The 23939-nt window shown below is 35.3% G+C and carries 22 protein-coding genes and 1 pseudogene; 1 reads left to right on the top strand and 22 read right to left on the bottom strand.

What is annotated here, in order from left to right:
- Positions 1 to 416 precede the first annotated feature (416 nt).
- Positions 417 to 2009 carry a helix-turn-helix domain-containing protein gene (locus tag BCR22_RS10220; RefSeq protein WP_069654799.1) on the top strand — a complete coding sequence of 531 codons (1593 nt, stop codon included), beginning with the start codon at positions 417 to 419 and terminating at the stop codon, positions 2007 to 2009.
- A 103-nt stretch (positions 2010 to 2112) separates the two neighbouring features.
- Here the strand turns inward: BCR22_RS10220 and BCR22_RS10215 are convergent, their stop codons facing one another.
- The 22 genes and pseudogenes from BCR22_RS10215 to BCR22_RS10110 form a co-directional block, all read right to left on the bottom strand.
- Positions 2113 to 3096 carry an aldo/keto reductase gene (locus BCR22_RS10215; protein WP_069654798.1) on the bottom strand — a complete coding sequence of 328 codons (984 nt, stop codon included), beginning with the start codon at positions 3094 to 3096 and terminating at the stop codon, positions 2113 to 2115.
- A 219-nt stretch (positions 3097 to 3315) separates the two neighbouring features.
- Positions 3316 to 3636, bottom strand: a pseudogene (locus BCR22_RS10210) (CorA family divalent cation transporter); the annotation flags it as partial.
- A gap of 79 nt (positions 3637 to 3715) precedes the next feature.
- The gene (locus BCR22_RS10205; RefSeq protein WP_069654797.1) at positions 3716 to 4675 is read right to left on the bottom strand and encodes a LacI family DNA-binding transcriptional regulator; all 960 of its coding nucleotides are present in this window, start codon (positions 4673 to 4675) and stop codon (positions 3716 to 3718) included.
- 13 nt (positions 4676 to 4688) lie between these two features.
- Positions 4689 to 7994 (bottom strand): GH36-type glycosyl hydrolase domain-containing protein, encoded by a 3306-nt coding sequence (locus tag BCR22_RS10200; RefSeq protein WP_069654796.1) that lies wholly within the window; start codon positions 7992 to 7994, stop codon positions 4689 to 4691.
- 14 nt (positions 7995 to 8008) lie between these two features.
- A complete protein-coding gene (gene bglX / locus BCR22_RS10195; protein ID WP_338030539.1) occupies positions 8009 to 10168 on the bottom strand; it encodes a beta-glucosidase BglX in 2160 nt (719 codons plus the stop codon).
- Between the two features lie 10 nt (positions 10169 to 10178).
- Entirely contained in the window at positions 10179 to 11009 is an 831-nt protein-coding gene (locus BCR22_RS10190; protein ID WP_010761523.1) for a carbohydrate ABC transporter permease, read from the bottom strand.
- Between the two features lie 14 nt (positions 11010 to 11023).
- On the bottom strand, positions 11024 to 11908 hold the full coding sequence (locus BCR22_RS10185; RefSeq protein WP_010761524.1) for a carbohydrate ABC transporter permease: 885 nt from the start codon (positions 11906 to 11908) through the stop codon (positions 11024 to 11026).
- A 117-nt stretch (positions 11909 to 12025) separates the two neighbouring features.
- Positions 12026 to 13267 carry a sugar ABC transporter substrate-binding protein gene (locus BCR22_RS10180; protein ID WP_069654794.1) on the bottom strand — a complete coding sequence of 414 codons (1242 nt, stop codon included), beginning with the start codon at positions 13265 to 13267 and terminating at the stop codon, positions 12026 to 12028.
- A gap of 267 nt (positions 13268 to 13534) precedes the next feature.
- The gene (locus tag BCR22_RS10175) at positions 13535 to 14224 is read right to left on the bottom strand and encodes an alpha/beta hydrolase (protein WP_034682678.1); all 690 of its coding nucleotides are present in this window, start codon (positions 14222 to 14224) and stop codon (positions 13535 to 13537) included.
- A gap of 213 nt (positions 14225 to 14437) precedes the next feature.
- Positions 14438 to 15175, bottom strand: coding sequence for an SDR family oxidoreductase (locus BCR22_RS10170; protein ID WP_069654793.1), 738 nt, complete (start codon positions 15173 to 15175; stop codon positions 14438 to 14440).
- Positions 15176 to 15201: 26 nt separating this feature from the next.
- A complete protein-coding gene (locus tag BCR22_RS10165) occupies positions 15202 to 15918 on the bottom strand; it encodes a dihydrofolate reductase family protein (protein ID WP_083241818.1) in 717 nt (238 codons plus the stop codon).
- A gap of 2 nt (positions 15919 to 15920) precedes the next feature.
- Positions 15921 to 17081, bottom strand: a complete 1161-nt coding sequence (locus tag BCR22_RS10160; RefSeq protein WP_069654792.1) for an MFS transporter — start codon at positions 17079 to 17081, stop codon at positions 15921 to 15923.
- Positions 17082 to 17124: 43 nt separating this feature from the next.
- A complete protein-coding gene (locus BCR22_RS10155) occupies positions 17125 to 17439 on the bottom strand; it encodes a carboxymuconolactone decarboxylase family protein (protein WP_010761530.1) in 315 nt (104 codons plus the stop codon).
- A gap of 28 nt (positions 17440 to 17467) precedes the next feature.
- A complete protein-coding gene (locus BCR22_RS10150; RefSeq protein ID WP_069654791.1) occupies positions 17468 to 17875 on the bottom strand; it encodes a cupin domain-containing protein in 408 nt (135 codons plus the stop codon).
- 29 nt (positions 17876 to 17904) lie between these two features.
- Positions 17905 to 18411, bottom strand: a complete 507-nt coding sequence (locus BCR22_RS10145) for a flavodoxin (RefSeq protein WP_069654790.1) — start codon at positions 18409 to 18411, stop codon at positions 17905 to 17907.
- A gap of 112 nt (positions 18412 to 18523) precedes the next feature.
- Complete coding sequence (locus BCR22_RS10140; RefSeq protein WP_069654789.1) at positions 18524 to 19408, bottom strand: LysR family transcriptional regulator; 885 nt, start codon at positions 19406 to 19408, stop codon at positions 18524 to 18526.
- Positions 19409 to 19485: 77 nt separating this feature from the next.
- Positions 19486 to 20538: an NAD(P)-dependent alcohol dehydrogenase gene (locus BCR22_RS10135; RefSeq protein WP_069654788.1), complete on the bottom strand. Its 1053-nt coding sequence runs from the start codon at positions 20536 to 20538 to the stop codon at positions 19486 to 19488.
- Positions 20539 to 20564: 26 nt separating this feature from the next.
- Positions 20565 to 20903 (bottom strand): MerR family transcriptional regulator, encoded by a 339-nt coding sequence (locus BCR22_RS10130; RefSeq protein ID WP_069654787.1) that lies wholly within the window; start codon positions 20901 to 20903, stop codon positions 20565 to 20567.
- 13 nt (positions 20904 to 20916) lie between these two features.
- Positions 20917 to 21552, bottom strand: a complete 636-nt coding sequence (locus BCR22_RS10125; RefSeq protein ID WP_069654786.1) for an NAD(P)H-binding protein — start codon at positions 21550 to 21552, stop codon at positions 20917 to 20919.
- A gap of 30 nt (positions 21553 to 21582) precedes the next feature.
- Positions 21583 to 22566, bottom strand: coding sequence for an aldo/keto reductase (locus BCR22_RS10120; RefSeq protein ID WP_069654785.1), 984 nt, complete (start codon positions 22564 to 22566; stop codon positions 21583 to 21585).
- 18 nt (positions 22567 to 22584) lie between these two features.
- Positions 22585 to 23349: a carboxymuconolactone decarboxylase family protein gene (locus BCR22_RS10115; protein WP_069654784.1), complete on the bottom strand. Its 765-nt coding sequence runs from the start codon at positions 23347 to 23349 to the stop codon at positions 22585 to 22587.
- A gap of 187 nt (positions 23350 to 23536) precedes the next feature.
- Positions 23537 to 23929: a MerR family transcriptional regulator gene (locus tag BCR22_RS10110; protein WP_069654783.1), complete on the bottom strand. Its 393-nt coding sequence runs from the start codon at positions 23927 to 23929 to the stop codon at positions 23537 to 23539.
- Positions 23930 to 23939 lie beyond the last annotated feature (10 nt).

Genomic DNA, 23939 nt, shown 5'->3' with positions numbered 1-23939 from the left:
CTCAAATCTTATTTATTCGCCCTTCTTTATTTAAAACACAATTTCCTAGTATATTAGTGGGTCTATAAATGTATAAACAGTGATTACTGCTCATTTATCTGCATATGAATTTTTTTTGATTCCGTTACATTGAGGCTATAATTTTAACGTTCTTTAATAAATAATTAACAAGTTAAATAGCAATATATCTAATAAAAATATGTATGTTCTTCTACCCTATTTACCTTTTGTCTCCTCCTCATCTAATCTTTTCATTATTTTTCTCTTTCAAATTATCACATAATTTTATAACAATAATTGCTCAATTTTTATTATAAAATATCAAAAATATTGATTTTTTTCCGATATTAAAGTGTTCTTTTAATACACAATTTTTTTAAAAGTGGTATCAACTGATTTTTCACTTTGTACTAAAAATGATAACTCCATGTATAACTTCCAATCTTTTAATACATTTTATCGAGTGGCTAGTTTGTGATGTATTTGATTTTATAGTAGAATCAGTTGGTGGAAATAAAAAGGGAGGGCTATTTATATATTACTTAGATGAATTGTACGATAGTGTTCTAAAAACCAAAATTGATATTATGGATTGTTTACTTAATTCAACTGAAGGTAGAACTACAATTGAGCTTAGCCAACATCTTGATTTATCTTCTACAACCGTGACAAAATACATTAAAGAAATCAACTCTGATTTGATGTATCCTGGTCATGAAGTTTCTATTAGAACAAGTGAAAATAACATGCTTTTTTTAGAATATTCAGATATTTTATATTACAAGCAATTTAGAAGAAATCTTATTTTTGAAAATTGGAGTATAAAACTATTCTTGCGATTATTGTTGGGTTACAAGGTCAACAGAATAAAGTTTGTTCAAGATAATTTTATTAGTGAGGCTACTTATAGAAGATCTATTGCAACTATAACTAAACAGATTTCGGCATACAAGTTAATAATAAAATCGAATAAAGGATTCAATTATCTGATTGGTGATGAAAAAAATACACGATTATATGCAAATAAAGTTTTCTGGCAATTATTTCATGGTGAAGTGTGGCCATTTGATGAGATAGATGAAGACTTAATATCTGACATTGTTAAATCCAAAAAAAATGAATCCTATATAAAAAATGTCAATAATATTAATATTAAACAAACTATGTATTCATTATCAATACAAATCATTAGGTATAGAAATGGTTATGAAGTAGATATCCCTTATTATTTAAGAGATGAGGCTGAATACATAAGTGAAAAGTTTCATTTAGATAAACTTAAATCTACACTTTCAAAAAAAGAAATAGAATTTTTTTTCTTACGTTTATTTAGTTACCCTAGATTTATGAATACTGAGCTAGGAAGACATTTTATTAAAAATGCTAAATTGAACAATACTTTTCTTTCAAGAATTTCTTCAGAATTTTCCTATTATCTTTCAACTAACTATCTTAACCTTTCTCTCGACGATCAAAAGAATATTGAATCTAGTGTCTATTCAGCCCATGTAAATGCCTTGCTATACCCTACATGGAGCGACACTGAGAATAATCATTATTTCGAAGAGTTCCCAATGTTAAAAAAGAATATGAACATTATAGCTTTTCATTTATCAGAGAAATTTGGCTTATATAACATCGTTAGTAATAACTATATTTTAAATCAATACATGTTAATTTTCAGTCAGTTAAAAGATTTAAGTTATTTTGAACCTACTGTAGATATACTTTTAGACACAGAATTTGGTATTTTTACTGAAAATATCATAAAGAAAACATTAGATGGCAGACTAAGAGCCTATTTGAATATTTCTATCCATACCTCACTCGCTGATTTTGTTGATTCAATTGCTGATCTTAAAATAGTAGTTACCACCAGTAAAACACCTGAATTAACTAGACAGTTCAAGGCAGAAAATATCCTTTATATCAATGAAGTACCCACAGATGAAGATTACCATACAATCTATACATCAATAAAACATCTCATAACAAAATTGTCTAGCTAGCTCTTGTCCAGTAACAAAATTTTTTTTGGTGGCATTAATAAAACGTATAGTATTTTATTAACGCCACCAATTTTTAAGAGCACTCTAACTATAGAAACACTTTTTAGCGTCCGGTACGTTTTTTCTCAGATTCTGGGTATCGATCTCCGACAATCCGAATTTGCTCTAATGCTTTCGAAATTATGACTCTTTCGTCTGGGCTAAACGTTGTATCGGTTGCTGTAATATTTTCTAAAATCCGGTCCTTTTTAGTAGTTCCTGGAATTGGAACAATCCACGGTTCTTGATCAAGTATCCAAGCAATCGCAAGTTGAGCAGTTGTGATATTTTTCGTATCCGCAATTTCCTGCATAAAATCAAGCAATACTTGATTCGCTCTCATGGCTTCTTGAGTAAATCTCGGTAATTCTCCTCGATTGTCATTTTCATTAAAACGGGTATTTTTATTTAACTTTCCTGTGAGATATCCTCTCCCTAATGGACTATATGAAACTAAACCGATTTCCAGCTCTTCCAAAACTGGTAAAACTTCTTCTTCAACTTCCCGCCACCAAATAGAATATTCACTTTCAACTGCTGCTAACGGTTCTACCTTGTGAGCTTTTCGAATCGTTTCGGCCCCAGCTTCAGAGACCCCCCAATGCAAAATTTTACCTTCCTGTTTGAGCTTTTGGATCGTTAGAGCGACCTCTTCGATTGGTGTATTTGGATCAATTCGGTGAATATAGTATAAATCGATATAATCCGTTTTCAACCGTTTTAGCGAGCCTTCTACAGCAGATATAATCGCTTTAGAGCTGCTATCTGGTTGATTTTTTAGTCCGTCGATTTTAAATCCACCTTTGGTTGCAATTTGAACTTGATTTCTTTTTCCAGCCAATGCTTCCCCAACTAATTCTTCATTTGTATAAGGCCCATAAACCTCTGCTGTATCAAACATTTTGATCCCTGCATCGATTGCTGTACGCACTACTTCAATCATTTCATTTTTATCTTTAGCAGGTCCTCGATGATAATTCAGTCCCATGCAGCCAAATCCAATTTCTGAAGTAACTAATCCGTTTTTACCAAGTTGTCTTTCTTTCATAATTAATCAATCCTTTCTAATTGTTTATGTATCCAAACTATATCAATTAGAGTGCACTATAAGTCAAGGGTTTTCTCTCAATGATCTTTTTAATTGTACATTATATGAAACATCAAAAAAATTAATCTTTACTGAAAAAAAAGTGCTGGAATTATTTCCAGCACTAAAAAATACAATTTTCTTAGTTCAGAGTAACGTAACAATTATATTTTTAATCTCTTATTTTAATATAAGACGCAACATAAAAGATAAGCCAAACCAACCAAGCAAACTTATTCCAATTGCAATCACCCATCCTAAAATATTATGTTCCAGTGGTAAAGGCATATTCATCCCGAAAAAACCAGTTACGATTGTTGGAATCGTTAATAAAATCGACAGTACTGTCAAAATTTTCATCGTGTCATTCAAGTTATTATTCAAGATATTGTTATACGTTCCAGATAATTGCTGTAGAACTTGTGATGTTAACTGCACCATTTCGACTAGTTGTCTTGCTTCAATCAGAGTATCTTCCCATTGTTCTTTTTCAACCTCATTTTATAAAAAGGTGTGACAAGACTGAAAATCGCCTTATCACACCTTTCACAATTATTCTATTGATCTATTCTTTGCCTACTCAAGAAAATGAAGACCCATCAATAAAACTTGTATAAATATGGTCATCTTCCGTTTCTTCTCCCGTAATCAATTGAATGATTTTTTCAGCAGCCAACATACCCCAACGATGTTTAGAATATGAAATCGTCGCTAATCGCGGCTGAATAAATGCACTGATATCAATATTATCAAAACCGATCAAACGAATATCCTTGCCAATTTCATACGGTGTTTCTTCAAAATATTTATAAATGCCGATTGCCATTTCATCATTCAACGCAAAAATATCTACAGGAAACTTAGGCTCACTTCCCATGATTTCCTTAGCTGCCCGATAACCAGAAGGTTCTGTAAAATCTCCTGAAATAATATCATAGTCAATTGAAAAGCGTTCTAATTCTTTGATACTGGCATTTAATCGTTCCTGACTATCATAGCTTTTTTGGGGACCAGAAACTAAAAATATTTTTTTCGTTTGACTGGCCACAGCTTTTTCAATGGCTAACGTTGCGCCACCTTTATTATCTAATAAAACTTTACGCACATTTTCATGAGTAATCAAACGATCTAAAATCACTAAAAAATGACCTCGATCTGCATATTGTTCAATTTCTTTGTTTTTGAACGTCCAGTCTAAAATAATTGCACCATCAATCATTCGCTCGGGAATAAACAAATGTGATTTATTCCCACTGCAAACAATCATTTCATAGTTCTGGGCTTCCAGTCCTTTTTTTATGCCATCCAATAGTTCACCATAAAAACTACCACCGTAATCAGCAAGATATACACCGATAATATTGGTTTGTTGCCTTTTTAACGTACGAGCAGCCATGTTAGGAATATAGTCCAATTCCTCTGCAATCGCTTGGATTCTTGCTCGAGTTGCTTCAGTAACTTTTGGACTGCCATTTAATGCATAAGAAACAGTTGAAATCGATACCCCCGCTTTTTTTGCAATCTCTTTGATTCCTACCATGTACGCTCATCTCCTAGCAAAAAATATCTATTTGGTTTTCTTTCTTATCTAAACAAGCAATGAGTTCATCTAAAGGAACGATATACCCACCTTGGCGATAAGGATTTTCTTCTCGTCTTATAGAAAACTCAGTTCCGTTTGCGAGAACTGCCTCTTTTTGTCCCACTAAATGAAAGACAATTCTCACGTCTTTATCAGCAATTTGATACCCCATCGCTAGACCATCTAACTCTTTAGGTAAAATTGGATCGAAGATCATATTCTCCTTATCTTCCCGAATGCCTAAAACATTGGTCAACAGTTGATTCATATATATTCCAGGACCACTGGAATATATTCGCCAGCCACCTTTAACTCCAACACTGCCATCTTTCAGCTTGGTAAAGTTTTCTTGCGCATCGTATCTTGTTTTAAAATCACCATCGGAACTACTGAAATAGGCATTGGCTTGACGTATCTCAGCATTCTCAACATGCTCTTTTATTTGAATCGGATTAATGCTATTCAAGGCTCGCCACGTTTCATCAGGTTTACCAAGTTTAGCCATCGCTTCTGTGAAACGAATGTGCGCATGAACATATTGTAACCCAATTTCACGTCCGAAATTAGCTGATTGTTCCGCACGCTTAAAGTTGGTGCTGACACCACCTTGATAGGTTGCTGGTCGATTCATCAAACGGACGCCATCTGGAAATTGCAAATGTTCTTTAATAATAGCATAGTGATGTTTAGCTTGTTCAGCTGTTAATAGCTCAGCGATCATACTACGTGTCATTGGCAGTAAACGATATTGAATTCCTGTTTTTTTATCTGTTGGATGAATCATAAATTCCACATGATCTGTGTCTTCCATATAAATAAAACCAGGAATTGTTTCAGTCGATAAAATATACTTTTCAAAGTCATTTTTAATATTAACAGCTAAAACTTGTAAATGCTCGCCAAATACGGCGTCGACCTCCATTAATAAATTGGATAATTTATTCACGATTTGATACGTTAACGCAACTGTCCAACTACTTGCCATATATTTTTTCAACTTATTATCATAAGGTTGTAGCGTATCGTCCCAATCTCCATCACTATAACAAGATAAGTATGTTCCTTCTAAAAAGTTATTTTCAATAAATTGAATTTCTTTTTTTATATGCTCAAACAAGGTGTAAGTCTTCGTTGTTTTTAAAAAGGTTTTACGATCAGTATAGGGAATTTTTTCCTCTAAAATACTGAAATCTTTTGTTTTAGCCAAATAATCAGCCACAATCTTCATCGGCCAAACGATCACATCACCATGGCTCTCATCGGCTTTTTGTTTTTCATAGCGATCAAACATAAACCACTGCGGCCAATTTCCATCATCTTCAAATTGATTTGCATAGACATTTTTAATGATTGAATGGACAACTTCTGGTCGATTGACGGCAAAGAAAAATTCTGTTGGACCTTGTGAAACATCTCGTGTTCCCCAAGCAGCACCCCCATACTGTTCTAATCCGTGTGGTGAAAGATAATGTACCAACATATTGTGTGTATACCAGCGAGACAACACGTTTATTGATTCAACTTCTTCAGTTTTATGTGTTAACTGGAAATTATTTAATAGCTCATTTACAAAGTCTAAGAATTGCTTGATTTCTTTTTCGTATGCGGTCGTTATTGTCTGAAATGGTTCTCCCGTCAAGCTTCCTTGGATAGCCATAGAAAATTCTGTTTGTTCTTTAATCACAAAAATAGTTAAAACTCCTGCAGATTTACTAGATAAAAACAAGCGCTCATCCGTTAGTTCAAAAGGTTTATCTAACGAATAATAATAAGTTAAATCAGGATACTCTTCATGGATCACTGACTCTGGTAAAGCTTTTATACTTACCAATTCGTTTGATTTAGTCACTTCATAGGTTGGCTCTTCTTCATCTGCATTCATCACCAATTGATTGGTTACAGCAAAAGTATATTTCAAGCCTCGTTGACTTATCACTTCTGTACGGATTTCTTTAGTATCACATAACGTAAACGTTCTCACCATAAGTATATCATTCTCTAATTTATAATACCATGTAGCGGAGTTTAATCCCATTACAAATGCAGAGGGCATTGTTAATAGACGCCAATTTTCTGCATCTTTGATATAAATTCTTTGACCTGATTGTTTCATGATATTTAGTGAATTGCGGCTGTTGCTCATTAATTTGTTCATAGATGTATTGCCTAAAACAATTTGAGAATTGAAAAGACCATACATATAAACAGTCGTGCTCAGGATGGGACGCTCTACATCTAGTTCTGTTCCACTTAATAGAATATGCCCGTGAGCTCTTTCCATGGCTATTTCCTTTTCTTTCAAAACCACATGATGATACTCATCTGTAAAGAAAGAAGCTACTTTGCCATCAATTGTTTCGACTAGGTTTTGATTAGGAAATAATTCGTCGCGTTCTATATCCGTCAATGTTTTACCTGTAATTGGTTCACCTATTTTTTTCTCATAGTTTGTTGATTGCTCATCAATTTCTTCAAATTTTAATGCATCATAATTTTTTTGGATATCTGCTTTAGAAATAAGTGGCTCTTTAATGACTGTTCTTTGGTTGTCTATTGGTGCTCCATAAAAAACAATTTTAGTCTCTTTCTCACTTACATCGTAGATTTCAGTCTGTAACGCAATATAGGCAAATTCGTATTGATACACTTCATTTGCTAAAGATGCTTTTTTCAAAGCTTGAGCTTGATTTGTTTCCTTATACTCGCGACCAAAAAATTGGTAACCATCTGTAGAAAAAGCAACCAACGAATTTAAGCTTCCTTGCTCGATTACTGGAAAATTTCCTTCTTGCGGTTGATTTTGTCGAGAAGAAATAGTAATTGTTTCATTTTCTTTCCAGACATGATGATCCACGTATTGTGACATATACGCTTCATTTGATCGAACAGCACCTTTTGTCGCATTACCGATATCTTGACCATAAATAACATCAACTTTCTGCCCAGAACCTGTCAATGTCACTTGCCAAAACCAAATACCCATTTCAGTTAATTTAAAATCAACTTGGTAGTTCACGTCGAAAAAATTGCCGAACCAAGTCGCTTGTTCTTTTCCCATCAGAAATGTACTGGCTGAATTTGAGCCGATCATGGGGGCACTATGAATACCATTATTATCATAAACTCTCAAATAGAGTTGGTTGCAACTTCCATCTAATGCATTCCCATTTAGTTGGTTGATCATGATATGTCCATGTATTATTTCGTATAGATCTCCCGTTTCTAAAAACGAAACGGTCGTCCCACCATTTTTAATTGTTCGTTTTTGATGCGTCATCTCACTCTTCCTATCTATTTCAATAATTTGAATGTTTTTGTTAAGACATCTCTACTATTTGATCCAATCATTACATCAAAAGTTCCTGCATCGCTAGCAAACGTTTGGTCACTATGCACATATCGAAGAAGTTCTTCAGTAATCGTAAATTGAACCGTTTTTTTCTCATGTGCTTGTAGGGTTATTTTTTCAAAGCCTTTTAATTCTTTGACAGGACGAACAACTTCACCAATTTGATCTCGAATATATAATTGAACTGTTTCTTGACCCGAGATATCTGATTGGTTTTCTACAGTGATAGAAACGGTAATTGTTTGATCTGAATTCATTTGATGCGAACTTAATTCAAAATCAGTGTAAGCAAATTCGCTATAGCTTAAACCAAAACCAAAGGGATATTTTGCAAAATTGGAAACATCTAAATATTTAGTTACATATTTTTCATCACCTAGTTTATATGGTCGACCTGTATTATCGTAATTATAATAAACAGGTACTTGTCCCACTGTTTCAGGGAATGACATACTTAAACGAGCGCTTGGATTATACTCTCCGTATAGAATATCAGCTAATGCTGTCCCAGCTTCTGTCCCTGGGAACCACGCCTCAACGACGGCTTTGGCTGAATCGATTCCTTTTAGATCTAAAGGACGACCATTATACAAAGTCACAATGATATTATTATTGACAGCTTGAATAGCATCGAATAAGTCTAGTTGCGCTTGTGGAAGTCGAATATCACTGCGACTTGATGCTTCCCCACTCATCCAATCTTCTTCACCGAGTGCTAAGACAACTTTGTCAGCCTCTTTGGCTAAAGCCACAGCTTCATCAATCGCTGCTTGACTTGGTTTAAAATAATCGAACGCTTCTTTGCCAATCACATATTCTGCGCCAATTTGAGCAACACCTTGTGCTAAAGAAATCGCTTCGTCTTTTTTACCTTGCCAAGACCAAACACCAATTACATCGTGAGAATCAGCAGCGGGGCCTACAATAGCAACTTTCTCTAATTTCGATAAGGGTAATACATGCTCATTTTTTAATAAGACAATTGATTTTCTCGCAATATCCCTTGCAATATCACGATGCTCTTTTGACAAAACAACTTCTTTTTCTAAAATCACGTCAGCGCCTCTATGGGGATTTTCAAATAAACCTAAGTCATTTTTCAACGTGAGAATACGTAGAACAGCTTCATCTAAGGTAGATTCAGTTACGATATTTTCTTCAATCAGTTCTTTTAGATTTTCGGTATAACAGGTTGTCATCATTTCAATATCCACACCTGCTTTGATTGCCAGTTCAGCAGCCTGTTTTTTATCTGCCGCTACACCATGAGGAATCAACTCGATGACTGCTCCCCAGTCTGAAATAACGACTCCATCAAAACCAAACTCTTTTCTCAACACCTCTCTAAATAGCCATTTATTTCCTGTTGCTGGGACACCATCCACTGTGTTAAAAGAAGTCATCACTAATTTTGCCCCAGCATCAAGTGCTGCTTTATAACCAGGTAAATAGCTATCTCGTAATTGTCGTTCAGACATATTGACTGTATTATAGTCACGACCACCGATTGCTGCACCATACGCCGCAAAGTGTTTAACACAAGCCGCTACACGAAAGAAATCATTTTTCAGGTCATTCCCTTGGTAGCCTTTAACAAATGCTTCCGCAAAACGACTATTTAAAAAGGGATCTTCCCCAGTTGATTCCATTACGCGACCCCAACGTGGATCACGAACCAAATCGACCATTGGTGAGAATGTCACGTGTAAACCTGAAACTGCTGCTTCTTTCGCTGAAACTTCCGCTACTTTTTTTGCAGCTTCTAGATCCCATGAACTACCCAAACCAAGCGGAATAGGGAAAGCCGTCCGAAAACCGTGGATGATATCTGCCATTAAAATCGTTGGTATTCCTAATCGATTATTCTCCATGTATGCTTTTTGTACTCGAATTGCTTCTTTTGCACCTGAAATACCAAGGGTTGTCCCTGCATTATTAATGTCTTCATGTGTCAAACCAAGATCCGTCATGGGTCCTGTTTTTTCCTCCGCCTTTTCAGAATAAAATTCAGCTGCGAGTTGAAGCAATTGTCCAACTTTTTCATCTAATGTCATTTGCTCCAGTAAATCGATTAATTGCTTTTGTTCCATTTTTATAGTCACCTTTTCTTTTTTATTTTATTCCGGAAACGTTAAATCCTTGTAAAATGTATTTTTGAAAAATCGAGAATACGATCAAAATTGGAATAACCATAAATGTCGCTCCAGCCATTTGTAAGGCATAATTTGAACCATGTTGTCCTTGTAATAGTTGTAAGCCAACAGATAATGTATAATATTTTTCATCATTTGCGATAATCAACGGCCATAAAAATGAATTCCAGCCACCGATAAACGTCAAGATGCCCTGAACTGCTAAAATTGGACGACTGACTGGTAAAATTATTTTGAAAAAGATGTACCACTCACTAGCGCCATCAAGTCTTGCTGCTTCAAGCATTTCATTTGAAATAGTATTCATAAATTGTCGGAATAGAAAAATTCCAAATGCACCAGCTAGTCCTGGCAAAACGATTCCGATTAATGTATTCGTCAAACCAACTGAATTCAACAATAGATACACGGGGATCATGGTTACTTGTCCTGGGATCATCATTGTGGCTAATACCATCAGAAAAAGTCCATTTTTTCCTTTGAAATCAAACTTAGCAAACCCGTAACCTGCCATAGCGTTTAATAACAAGCCGATAAAAGAACAAGCCGTAATGATCAACGTATTTTTAAGATAGGTGCCAAAATTCAATCTGAAAAATAACTCTTTAAAATTATCAAATGTCGCATCTTTTGGGAATAAACTAGGTACGATCTGATTGATTTCCGCATTGGTTTTAAATGAAGAAAAAATCATCCAAAGAAACGGGAAAAAAGTCATGATGCCCAGAACGCCTAAGAGGATACCAATAAAAAGCTTAAAACTCATTTGCGCATTTTTATGTGAATTCATATCGTTCTCTCCTTTTATCCTTCATTTTCTTTTTGTTTTGTTTGGATTTTCATTTGGATACTTGTCACAATAATGATCGCAATGAATAAAATGACAGAGCCTGCTGCTGCATACCCAAATTTGTTGTATTGGAAACCTCTTTGATAAATAAATAACGCAACGGATAACGTACTATCCAATGGACCACCTTTGGTCATAACGAACGGCTCATCAAAGAATTGGAACCAACCGATCAAGGTCGTTACTGTTACGAAGAAAATCGAAAATTTTAGCAATGGGATCGTGATTTTTAAAATTTGCTGCCATTTGTTTGCACCATCAATTTCTGCTGCTTCATAATATTCTTTTGGAATGCCTTGAATCGCCGCTAAAAAGATCAGCATATTTAAGCCAATTGCTTTCCAAACTGCAATGATAATTAATGAAAGTTTCGATGTACTTGGATCTGTCAGCCACATAATCGGGCCAATGTTTAAAAAAGATAATAAATGATTTAATAGGCCAATTGTTGGATTATATAAATACATCCATACAACTGATACAGCCACTGTATTTGTGATTGAAGGGCTATAGAATACTAAACGCATAAAAGAGAAAAACTTATTCTCCCCAAAGTTGATCATAATAGCTAACGCTAATGAAGAAAGAATAACTAGGGGCACACCGATGACAACATAATAAGCAGTGTTAAACATCGCTTGTCCAAAAACTTTATCGTTGAAAATGTTTAAATAATTATCTAAACCTACAAATTTAATCCGAGAAAAATCTGCTAATCCTGCTAAACTCATATCTGTAAAACTAATTGTTATAGCGATAAAAATCGGTATGATAGAAAATACCAGTAACAATGCAACGGCTGGAGCAATAAAAAAATAAGGTGATTTTGATTTTTTCATGGTTTCGTTCCTCCTTACTAAATCAATAAAAAGAACAAAAGACAAGTTTACATTTATCATTCACTAGATGCATGATCGATAACATATTCTAGCCTTTTGTCCCTTCACTCCTTAAGATTATTTAATCAAGCTTTCCGTTTGCTCATTTAGTTCATCCATTGCGTCCTGAAGATTTTTTCCGCTCACAACAACTTGTTCCCATTGCTTCATAAAGTTTTGAGAAATTTCATCCCATTGTTTTAATAATGGCATCGGTTGTGATTCGTTTAGTTGTTCTCCAAATACTGAAATCAATGGGTCATTTTTGAATACATCTGAATTCCATGATTCTTTATTGGTTGGAAGTGAATTCGTACTTTCAAAAAATTTCGTTTGATTTTCAGGTTTTGATAGATATTCAATCAACTTCATCCCATCATCTTTTTTCTTAGAACTACTAAAAACTGCTAAATTGGCTCCACCTGTTACTGACATATTGTTCACAGGTCCTTTAGGTAACTCAGCCACTCCCCACTTCCCGTCAATATCAGGAGCGGAATCTTTGATACTATTGATCATCCATGGACCACTGATAAACATCCGTACAACACCTTCTCCACCGAAGCTTTGTCCGATCTCTAATCCTAAATCTGTCTTAGGTGCAGAACCATCTTGGACTAACTTATCTAAGAATTTTAAGGCATCTACCATTTCAGGTTGATTAAATAGTGGCTTATTATCTTTATCAAATAGCTCGGAGCCATTTTGACGAGCGAACATAAAACCAAATGTAGGCTCTTTTAGCTCAACACCAAAGCCGTATTTATTGTCTCCACGAGCTGCTAGTTTTTTTGCTGCATCAGCTAATTCATCCCATGTTTTGGGTGCTTCTTTGTAACCAACACTTTCTAACAAATCTTTTCTATAATATAGCCCACGAGTTTCGGTATACCAAGGTACTGCATAGGTTTGACCATCAAATTGAGTTGTTGCAACAGAACCATCGAAGAAATTTTCTGATTTCATGACGTCACTTTTTTCTACATCATCTGATATATCCAACAATGCACCAGCATCAACAAATTCACTCATATACGTCGTTCCCATTTGTACAACATCTGGTCCTTCTTTAGAAGCCACTGCCGTTAGTAATTTATCTCTCGAGGTAGACCACGGAATACTTTGGATTTTGACTTTGATTCCAGATTCCTTCGTAAATTCATCCACAATCGGCTTGATTCCTTGATCACCATCACCCATATACCAAAAGGTTAGTTCATCCGAAGCGCTTTCTTTACTTCCCGAAGAACAAGCTGCCATAACACCTACAGTCGCAAATAAAGTTGTTCCTAATAAGCAAAGCTTTTTCCATGATTTCATACTTCCACTCCTCAATAATATTTAGTGAAACGTTTCTGCAAAAATGATTATATTCCTCATTTCATTTAAAAGCAAGCGTTTTCTTTCGGGTCGAATCCTGATATTTCCGGAATCGGAACAACATTAAATAGAAACGTTTCACTAGAAACTAGATATATACACTCTTTGCAGTGAAAATCTTAATAAAATTTACTCAAAATAAAAAAATTCTCATTATAAGTATTTTTCACTTAATTAATAAGAATTTTAAATAAGGTAAAGATTCAATTATTCGTGGAGGATAAATTTTTTTATATCTTCCACTGCAATATTTTTATTTTCTCCTAAAAACAATTGATGCCTCCCATTCTCATATATTTTTAGAGAAACTTGTGCTTTACTAGCTTTTGCAAGGTAATACGCACTTTTATAATATGTCGTTTCATCCTGTCTATTCTGTAGAATGAGCATTCTTTTATTCGTTGTTGATTGCGTTTCGTTTTTCAACTTTTTCTTTGTTTTTTGAAGTAACGATAAAAACTGGAAGCAAGAACGAATAGAGGCTGTTTTGGCAGAGCTAAAATAATAATCCAATTTCTCTTGCTTTTTAAAGAAGATGCCTCCCGCGATATCTTGCATAATCACGTTAACATTATAAAGATAAATCGGAGTACTGCATAAAATGAGTTGATCTACTGATGCTCTTTCTGAAGCTTGGATTGTGAGTAAGCCCCCCATTGAAAAACCAATGCACGTGATATATGTATACTGTTGTTCCAGTTCATCTAATTTACGCTTAACATCTGCTAACCACTGGTCGGATGTCGCTTTTGAAAAATTTTGTTTATTTCCATCGTGTCCAGTTAATTGAATCCAAAATGAATCAAGATTATTTTGTTTTAAGTATTCATGTAAATAAAGAATTTCTTTCTCATTGCCGCCAAACCCATGAATAATCAATATCGCTCTTTTTTCCATTTTGACCAACTTTCTTGTAAATGAATAATTGTTTAATTGAAAGAGTGTCTTAACATTTTTTTCAACGTTTTTATTTTACCTTGAAAGTGTACGCTCATTCTTCATACCCTGACTAAATTTAATAAAAATTTAGTATCCAACACATTTTAGCGATAAAAAAATAAAAGTAAAACGAAGTCTAATCTATGCGTTTTACTTTATTACTTTTTATTTTTAAGCTTGTTTCGTTGGTAAAATCGTCATTTCTGTAATACCAACTGAATCCGGCTGCGAAATGGCAAATAAAACTGTTTGCGCCACCGCATCTGGTGTAATAGCAATTTGATAAAACTGCTCCATCCCATTTTTTACTTTTGGTGTGGAAATTGTTTCTAGCAATTCAGTTGCAACTGCTCCTGGATAAAGAGTAGTTGTTCGAATATTCGTTCCTTCCATTGCAGATTCCATGCGAAAACCATCCATAATCGCACGAACCGCATGTTTGGTTCCCGTGTAAATACTATTACCAGGGAAAACCTTAAGTCCCGCAATCGAACTTGTCGTAATCACGTGACCTGATTTTTGAGCTGTGAATTCTGGTAAAACTGCTGCTAATGAATTGAGCACACCTTTGATATTAATATCAACCATGTCATCCCATTCGTCTGTTTTCAATTCACTCATATTTGAAGCTGGCATAATTCCTGCATTCGCAAATAACACGTCTACTTTGCCAAATTTATCTTTTGCAACTTTAACAAGTGTTTCTACCTCTTTAGCGTTACGAACATCTGTCACAGCGTAAATACTATTATCTCCGAGTTTTTTCACAAGTTCTTTCAACCGTTCTTCTCTTCTAGCGCCTAAAACGACTTTTGCACCATTCTCAATCAATAATTGAGCTGTTGCTTCCCCTATTCCAGATGAAGCACCGGTAATGACTACAACTTTATCTTTTACATTGTTATTCATTAATAAGACTCCTTTAATTTCGTTTTTTATTTATCCACGCCATATCTCAACCATAGCCTATCTTCTTCGATGATATCGACTGACTTTAATGTAAACCCAACTGGTGCTATTTCAGGCAGGTTATCTGCTCTTTCAAAAATCGTATTGGTATCTGTTCGTCCGTCAGTTACTGGTGTCATCACAATACTCACTTCATCAATCAATCCCTCTTGTAAAAATGACCAATTGATATATCCGCCGCCTGAAACCATTAATGTTTTAATACCAAATAAATTCAATAGTTTTTCTGAAGCGAGTGTGCAATCAATCAGCACTTGTCCTGCAAAAATATAAGAGATTTGTCGCTCTCGAAGATAAGCGACATACTCATCACTAGCTTTATCCGTTAAAATTTCAATAACGTGGGCTTCTGGACGATTTTTGTATTGAACGGTGTTTTCAATCCAGCCAACTTTACCAGCAGGATCAGCTGAAACAATATACATTTGGGCGTTTCCTTGTGCAACGTAATCTGTTCTAGGATAAGGTGTTTCTATTTCTTTCAACTCAGGTTTATGGAAATGAGTAAAATTCTTTTCCATCGTGACTCTACCACATAACCAGGCTTGACTATGGTAGCTGCCATTGGTTGTTTCATAAGCTTCGCTGCCAGCAATGGCATATTTTGAATTCATATAAGCACCGCTAATTTTTCCATTGATAGAAGTTAGCATATGACAAATAATTTTTGGCCTTTTCATCATTGTTACTTTCCTCCATTATTTTTTTGTTTTTTCGTTATGGTGCTGATTACAGTACAAAAAGCCAACAGCATCATGATCATACCTTCTGCCATAAAAATGTCCGTATTTTCTTTAGAAGGAAGAATATTTCCTAATAGTGAAATCGAAATTGGGGCAAAAGCTGCGCCAATATTGAAACCTATCAATAACAAAGATGTACTCTTTTCTGAATTGCCATTGCTATCTTGATTCACCTCATTAAATAAATATGGGATAAAGGTGCGGAAAGAAAATCCACACAACAATACAGCAAATGAAATTGACACTAAATTTTGAGAATAGGCGATCATAAACATTGAAAAACTTAAAACAATAAATGATAGTGGTAATGTCCATTTTTTAGTTATTGTAACGATTGACCCAAATGATGCACCCGCAGTCATAGCACCTAAACCTACCAATGCAATCAAATTACTGCCATCAGTTGCATTTCCAAAACCTTTTTCTAGCAGTAAGGAGGTGATTTTCACTGTCACTGACATATAAATAGTGACAACTATTATCAATAAAGCAATATAGCCATAAGTTGAAGGAGTGATTGTCTGATTCACTGTTTTACTTTTATTCTCCTCTTTCTCAAGAGCAACATCTGGGACAAACCCTGTAAATAAAAGTAAAACAGGTAAAGCTAGTAAATAAGCTAAAAATGAACTACGCCAATTCATTATCAACAGTTGACCTACTGTAAAAGTAATAATCATACCACCAATTCCTTCGAATGCACTTTGAAAACCAATCACAGATGAAAGTTCTTTTCCTTGGTACATTTTTCCAGCTAGAGAAAAGAGTAGCGGATTAAATAATCCAATGCCAATCCCAAATAATATTCTGCTGAAAAATAAAAACCAAAAGGACTGTGCAAAGACAGGTATAATCCCTGCGCCTAATACAATACCAATACCAAGCTGTACAGATAGCTTGTAACCAATTTTTTTAGCGAAGATATGGCTAAATGGCACGGTTAAGATAATAAACAAAGAAGGGATTGTGGTAATCAATTCTACTAAAGTAGGATCGATCGTCGGATAAGCTGTCATAATCGCTGGAATATTCGCAGCAATTGCGCCACCCGATACCACAAGTAATGACACAGATAATAACGAAAACTTGGTTAGTTTATTCACTGAGTTGTCTCCTTTACAATACGCAAAAGATAGTCCGTATTTTTTATTCACCAAATATTTCTTTTGCTAGAGCAAACGCGGACCATGCTTTTGGCCATCCTGTATAAAAAGCTAAATGAGTGATTAATTCCACCATTTCTTCTTTTGTCACACCATTTTGTTTGGCGATGTTCATATGGGCTTCTAATTGAGGTACGCCTTGTGTTAATAAGCTTGAACAAGTAATCAAGCTACGTTCACGTGGTGAAAGTTGTTCTTCTCGCGACCAAACTTCACCAAATAATACATCATCGTTTAATTCTGCGAATTTTGGTGCAAATGCACCTAATTGATCTCTGCCAGCTGTTTGTTTTTTCATTAGGTAGGACTCCCATCTTTTATTCATTTTATAATTGATTATATAATTCATCTGAAACAGGTTCTAACCATTCTGGCGTGCCTGCTGTAATGGCTAAATGTTCAAACCAGCTATCTTTTGCCGCTCCATGCCAATGTTTCACACCATCATGAGTCACAATCACATCTCCAGCTGTTAAAAATTGTGCAGCCTTGCCCTCTTCTTGATACCAGCCTTCCCCGCCAGTTACTAATAACAATTGAAACCCATCATGGTGAATATGCCAATTATTGCGGCAACCAGGTTCAAAGGTAACATTGCCTACACCTACATTAACCTCTGGATCTGCAATTAAATTGTTTAAATAGCTTTGACCGATAAAATACTGCGCATATGCCTCATTTTTTTCTCCTACAGGAAAAATCACACCGTTTTTCACTTCTTCAAATTTTGCCATTTTTTATTCCTCCAATTGATTTTTTTTGGTTATTCATGTTGTAACCAGTTTTTGATTGCGATATCTGCTTTTTCAACTCTGGAACCCCGAATTGGTAAGCCAATGTGGATGTTTGCATTGGAACATAATTGCTGTAAGTCATGAATACTATTGCCCATGCCACTTCCTTCATGAGTACAGAAGGGATAAATATTTTTTCCTGATAAATCATTTTTTTCTAGAAAAGTTGCAACAATCATTGGAAACGTTCCCCACCAATTTGGATACCCTAGATAAATCGTTTGATGTTTTTCCAAGTTAAGAGAGATTGGCTTATATTTCGGTCGCTCGTTCATTATTTTTTCCTGTTCAGCTTGAGCAAACACTGCTTGATATTTTTTTGGATAGGCAGTTTTTGGAATAAGTTCAATTGTTTCCGTATCGAGTATTTCAGCAATTTTTTGTGCAACGATTTTCGTATTTCCTACATGTAAATTTTCTTTCTCTCCATCAATCAAATTTTCAAATGCTCGAGAAAAATATACAATTGCAGTCATCTGATCACCTTCTTTATCATTTGCTATGCAAAAAAACAGGCTGCATCATCTACTTACAAATAAATGATACAACCTGTTTAACTGTCCGTCTAATGCCTAAATCATCCAATTACTATGCCTTAAAAGCATCATTAAACCGTTGGATAAATTCTTTTACTGCAGGTGCTTGAAGTCGATTTTTTTTCCAAACAAGAACACAATTTGTTTTAACTTCAGGAGTTAATGGAACAAACGTCAACCCGTCATGCTGACCATTGATTGTTGCCCCCTCAATCGTCAAAGCTGAACCTACGCGATTTTCTACTAAAGAGAATACATTAAAAATCAAATTAAAGGTACCAACTACATTTAAAGCATTTAATGGTTTATCCAACCAACTTTCAAGCATCCACTGGACTTCTGAACGATTTGAGCTTAGTAATGGAATTCCTTCTAGATCATCTGGATGAATCGCTTTTTTTTGTGCAAGAAAAGAATCATTGGACACTAATAAGCCCCATTTTTCTTCTCGCGGCAAAACAATTTTTTCAAACTTAGTCGTAGCAATAGGTTCTAATAAAATGGCTATATCCAAAATTCCCTTTTCTAGTTTATCGCTAATATCATCGCTTGTGCCAGAAACAATGTTGAAGGTCACTTGGGGATAATCACTCACCAATTCCTCCAACATCATAGCCATCGTATCTGAATTATCCGCTTCAACACAACCAATCGAAAAATGTCCACTTAAAAAGCCTTTGCTTTGTTCTTCAAATACACGTTCTGTTTGGTCAGCTAAGGTTAAAATTTCTGCTGCTCGTTCTTTTAAAAAAAATCCTTCTTCTGTTAATGTCAACTGCCTATTTTCTCTACTAAAAAGTGGTGTGCCTAATTTCTCTTCTAATTCTTTGATTTGTCGGCTTAAGGTTGGCTGTGTAATATGCAGAACTTTTGCAGCTTTTGAAAAATTTCTTTCTTCTGCAACAGTCCAAAAATATCGTAGTTCTCTTAATTCCATAATGGTTCTCCTTTTTAAGTTCACATGCTTATTTTACAATCAAATAGAACAAATTTCTAAAAGAACCGTTTTCTACTTTATAAGGTTTCCATATCAATTACGAAACGATATTTAACATCACTATTCAACACACGTTCATAAGCAACTGGCACTTGATCCACCGTAATCATTTCAATCCTAGGCAACACATTTTTTTCAGCTGCAAAGTTGATCATTTCTTGCGTCATTGGAATTCCCCCAACATTGGAAGCTGTGATAGTTGCTTGGTTTCCGAATAGATTTCTCACATGGAAGGTTTGTGCTTCTGTAGCCAAACCAACATAAACCATCGCTCCATTGACTGTTAATAAACTTAAATATAAATCAACATCTAAACTCACTGCGACTGTATTTAAAATAAAATCAAACTGACCTTTTAATTGCTTGAATGTTTCTAGATCACTAGTTAAACAATACGCGTCCGCTCCAAATTGTTGTGCTTCATTTTTTTTACTTTCAGAATGGCCTAAAACAGTTACCTCAGCACCTAATGCGTGTGCAAATTGAACAGCAATATGTCCTAAACCGCCCATTCCGATAATAGCGACTTTTTTACCTGGTCCAACATTCCAACGTTTCATTGGTGCATACGTCGTGATTCCAGCACATAAAAGCGGACTCGCTTCAGCTAAATCAAGACTCTCAGGTACATGAATCACAAAGCGGTCTTTCACAACAATACTTTGACTATAACCACCATAGGTCAAGTTTCCATCATAATCTTTTGAGTTAAAAACAACAACCACACCTTGGCTACAAAATTGCTCTTCTCCTCTTAGACAATATTCACATGCTCCACACGAATCGACAAAACAACCAACCCCGACACGATCACCCACTTTAAATCCAGTCACTTGATCACCAATTGCGGAAACAATCCCGGTTATTTCATGACCTGGAACCATTGGGTATACGCCGGAACCAAAATCATTGTCGACTTGATGAATATCCGAATGACAAATGCCACAATATTTAATATCGATTGCCACATCATCTGGTTTTAATGCTCTTCTTTCAATCACCGCTCGTTCAAAAGAGCCATAATTGCTATCTGTTGCTTGTAATACTTTTGTTTGGCATTTTTCACACATAAGAAAACTCCTTCTATTCCTCTTATTTATTTTGCTACTATTCGTCTTTGAAGTTCGTCTTTTGCTGCTTCTAGTAAATTGATTTGTGCTTGCAATTCATTTCTTTGTTCAGTCAATAGTTCTTTTCTAGCTTGAGCTGATCCTTCTGGTTGCTTAGATAATGTTACATATTCAATCAATCCTTCGATAGAAAGATCAACCTCTCTCATTTGCTTGATGAAACGAATCCAATCAGCATCAGCTTCATTAAACTCTCTTAATCCATCACGATTTCTCTTTACCTGTGGAATCAAGCCAATTCGCTCAAAATAACGAATGGTATTGATTGGCGTATTGGTTTGCTTGCTTATTTCTTTACTATTCATATGCTGAACTCTCTTAATAAAAAGAGGGTTTTTCCCAATCAGTATTAGGCTCGCTTACCCCTAAACTGGTCTTCGCGTATTTAACTGGTTCATGAATAATCGTCATAATCAGTCTAGCCACAGCATCTCTTGTAACTTGAGCACCAATAAATGGTTCGCCTTTTTGAGTCAATTCATAGTCTTCATTGCCTTTTTGATTGTATAACCAAGTTAATCTTAAAATAACATAATCTAACGAAGACTGCTCTAGCGCTTCTGCTGCTGCTAAATAGTTATGGGTAGCTGAACCAACCATATTAGCATTCCACCGTCCAAATGCCCCCGCAACTTCATTGTAAATGCCTAAAACATTCGCACCTATCAAATAATTCACACCAGAATCTTCCATTGCTTTCACAATTGATTGGGTCGCAGCTGGTGAACTCATATCATTCAAATACGCAATATCCACTCCGATTAAGGCTTGTTTCAATTTGTCTTGATCATTAAAATCACCTTCAATAATGACTTCTCTCGTTGGATTTTTCACAGAAATCCGACTTGAAAGATTGCGACCATATAAAACAAGGTCGTGATCTGTTTCTGTTAAAATCAACTCTGTCACCATTCTTGAAATTTGACCTGCTGCACCTAAAATTAGTATTTTCACTTTAATCCTTCTTTCTAAATCACTCTCTTTTTATTGATGACCAACAATAACATGGGGAACATAAGGTTCTTCTAGGTAGTGCACTTCTTCTTCCGTCAAAATTAAATCCAATGCAGGAATTGCATTCGTCAAATGACTTTCTTTTGTTGCGCCAATAATTGGTGCGACAACTGGTCCTTTTTGAAGCAACCAAGCAAGCGCAACTTGGACACGTTCCACCCCACGTTTTTCTGCAATTTCCGCAACTCTCTCAACGATGATACGATCTTGATCTGCTGTTGTGTCATATTTTAATCTCGCTGTTTTATCTGTTTCAAAACGTTTAGTTTGTGCGCTCCAATCACGAGTTAAGCGACCTGATGCCAATGGACTATAAGGTGTTACCGCGATTTTTTGATCTTCACATAACGGTAGCATCTCTCTTTCTTCTTCACGGTATAACAAATTCAAATGATCTTGCATGGAAACGAATTTTGTCCAACCATTTTTCTCTGCTACTGCTTGGGCTTTAGCAAATTGCCACGCAAACATCGCAGAAGCACCGATATAACGGACTTTTCCAGATTTCACGACATCATGTAAAGCTTCCATAGTCTCCTCAATAGGTGTATTGTAATCCCAGCGATGGATGATATATAAATCAACATAATCCATCCCTAAACGTTCTAAACTTGCATCAATTTGATGGAATATTTCCTTTCTTGAAAGACCGCCACTGTTGGGAACCTCTTTTTTCATGGTAGTAAATAATTTAGTTGCTACCACGATTTCATCACGATTCGCATATTCATTCAATGCCTTGCCAAGAATTCGTTCACTTGCACCATATGAATAAACATTGGCTGTATCAAAGAAATTAATCCCTAAATCTAACGCTTTTTTGATAACTTTTTTACTTTCTGCCTCTTCTAAGACCCACTCGTGAAAGCCACTATTCGGATCACCAAACCCCATTGCTCCTAAACAAATTCTTGAAACTTCCATTCCTGTATTGCCAAATTTTACATATTCCATTGTGTTTCCTCCTCTATTTTATTTTTCGTTTTCTTCGGGTAAGACTTCATTGATGTAATTTAATGCGGTTAATGTTCTTGGATAACCGATAAATGGCAGTAAAACGGTCATCGTCTCGATTAATTGTTGCTTATCATTACCAACACGTTGATTGTTGCGGATATGCCCTTTTAGTTGTGCATCCGCTCCACCCATTGAAGCCAGCATTGTGAAAATCAGTAATTCACGTTCTTTCGATGTTAGCCCATTTCTTGTAAAATAATCACCAAAACAATTATCCGCTAAAAATGTAGCAAAATGTTTTTGATTTTCAGGCATCGTTGTGAGCATCTGATCCACAGCATCTCCAGCAACTTCACGTACAACTTCCAACCCTTTTTCATAACGATTTTCGTTGGTGGTTGTTCCTTGTTTTTCCAAAGGAAGTGAAATCCCTCTTTCGGTTAACACTTCATTGGTCGCGTGTAAGAAATCGAACAGCTTCCCTAAACCGGCATATGGCACTGCTTGATAGACAATTTCTTTTATCTCAACTGCTGAAACACCCACATTTAAAGCTGCATTCATCATTGCTTTGTACTCATTAACACATTGCATTACGATTAAAGAGGCCAGCGTTACTTTCATACGTAACCTTACATCTAGGTTTGAGTACTGAAACACTTCATCGAACGTAAAATTGTCAAAAATTTCAATAAATTCTGGATCCGTTTTAGCTAAGGCTGACTCATGGTTTGGAAATAATTCATCATGATTCTTCTGTGCAGTTTGACTGATTAACATAGCATTCCTCCTCGATTTAAAAGCAGTATGACAAATGAGCACTTTTTCTTACTAACAACAACAGTTTAGCTCTTGAAGTTCACTCCAAGTCAAGTGATTTGCTAAAATAAACAAAAAAACTTCTAAATTCAAACTTCCTCTAATAAAATTAGAAGAAAGACTCGATTTAGAAGCCATTCATTTTCTATTATTTATTCATATTAAAATCTCTTAAGGCATTTTCAGCTGGAATCATATGCTCATCATAGTTGGCTAATTTAAACTCTAACCGTTCAATAGCTGTATTTAATTCCGAGGCTTTTTCTTTCAATTCCCCAATTTGATCTGCAATAATTTCTTTACGAGCAGGCACTGTTTCATTTCCCACTTGAAATAAGGTTAAATATTCCACTAATGATTCAATAGATAAGCCCGCATTTCTCATTTGTCTACTAAAAACAATCCAACGCAAATCTTCTTCATCAAAATTGCGAATCCCATTATCATTACGTTTCACAGGTGGAATCAACCCAATTCGCTCATAATATCTGATGGTATCTGCAGAAACTCCACTTAATTCACTTACTTTCTTTATGTTCATGCCCTATTCC

Source organism: Enterococcus plantarum, from assembly GCF_001730295.1.
Lineage (GTDB): Bacteria > Bacillota > Bacilli > Lactobacillales > Enterococcaceae > Enterococcus_L > Enterococcus_L plantarum.
Note: the sequence above shows the minus strand (reverse complement) of the source record. Positions and strands in the feature narration are given on the sequence as shown.